1 protein-coding gene and 1 tRNA gene are annotated in these 1,306 nt (G+C 47.1%); both read left to right on the top strand.

What is annotated here, in order from left to right:
* Window positions 1-382 precede the first annotated feature (382 nt).
* Window positions 383-458, top strand: a tRNA-Lys gene (locus QZ506_RS10345).
* A gap of 174 nt (window positions 459-632) precedes the next feature.
* Window positions 633-998, top strand: coding sequence for a hypothetical protein (locus tag QZ506_RS10340; RefSeq protein WP_291970912.1), 366 nt, complete (start codon window positions 633-635; stop codon window positions 996-998).
* The last annotated feature ends 308 nt before the right edge of the window (window positions 999-1,306 follow it).

Raw genomic sequence — 1,306 nt, 5'->3', positions numbered from 1 at the left:
TGGTCAAAGCGCTTAACCGGATCACGCTATTAGGAATGCCGAACAGTATTCGCATCACGTAACAATCGACCCGTATGGGGCGCAGTCGTTACAAGTTCTGATTTATTCAACAAAGCCGGCGGTTGTACAACAAACTTCGCTCTTCTCTGCTGCTCTTTTCAATGGCGAGCCGTTGCCCGCCGTAGCTGGGACCGTCAGTTGCAGATAGCCGATGTCCGTAAGGATATGCAGTTAGTCCGCAAGGATTTACAGCTTGAGATGGCGGGTATCCGCTCTGAGTAGAAGTTAATTCGCTGGATGCTGAGCGCTGGAGTTTTAGGTATTTTCTCTCTGGTTGTGAAAGCTTTTCTCGTCACGGCCCTCTAATTAATTATGCCACTACGGGTTGTTAGCTCAGTTGGTAGAGCAGTGGACTCTTAATCCATCGATCGCAGGTTCGAATCCTGCACAACCCACCATGATAGTTGCCGTTATTTTGTACATTAAGTCTCTCCGAGGTTGTTTATGTGTCTGACGACAATTAAGACGCTGAAAAAAGTGACATAAAAACCGGGGGCAGGGGGCTAACTTGTAAAATTTTGCAGGTTGGCGGTCAGATCGCTTACACTTGGCTTAATACAGGAGGATCCGCTATGGGCCAGGTTGCATTTGATACTCAAGAGTTCGTCGAGAAGCTGGAAAGCTCTGGTCTTAATAGGGAGCAGGCCAAGGCTATAACCCTTGTCGTGCGTCAGTCCCATGAGGTTGCAGACCTTGCTACCAAGCGTGACCTTGAAGACGTGCGCAAAGATTTAACTGTTCAGATAGCCGATGTCCGTAAGGACCTGTCCGCAGAGATAGCCGATGTACGTAAGGATATGCAGTTAGTCCGCAAGGATTTACAGCTTGAGATGGCGGGTATCCGCTCTGAGCAGAAGTTAATTCGCTGGATGCTGAGTGCTGGAGTTTTGGGTATTCTCTCTCTGGTTGTGAAAGCTTTTCTCGTCACAGCCCTCTAATTAATTATGCCACTACGGGTTGTTAGCTCAGTTAGTAGAGCAGTGGACTCTTAATCTGTATTAGTCGCGACTAGATCTGACACTTGAGCTTGAAAGGTTGAGAGTTACCGGTTTTGATATGGGTGTCTGATCCTTAAACAAAACGCGAGGTAACTCTCATGCTTCATACGGCTTTGTTGAATAATAGGTAATCATGCTGTTTTTCCATGCCAGTTTTGGTTGAAAATGCTTGTCATCTCAGGTGTACACTTTTCTCATGAGGCCTAACTGCATGATTTTACGTTGCGAGGATCCGTCGTTTCGCTGGG

The sequence above is a fragment of the Candidatus Symbiopectobacterium sp. genome (genome assembly GCF_020054415.1).
In the GTDB taxonomy this organism is placed as follows: domain Bacteria; phylum Pseudomonadota; class Gammaproteobacteria; order Enterobacterales; family Enterobacteriaceae; genus Symbiopectobacterium.
Note: the sequence above shows the minus strand (reverse complement) of the source record. Positions and strands in the feature narration are given on the sequence as shown.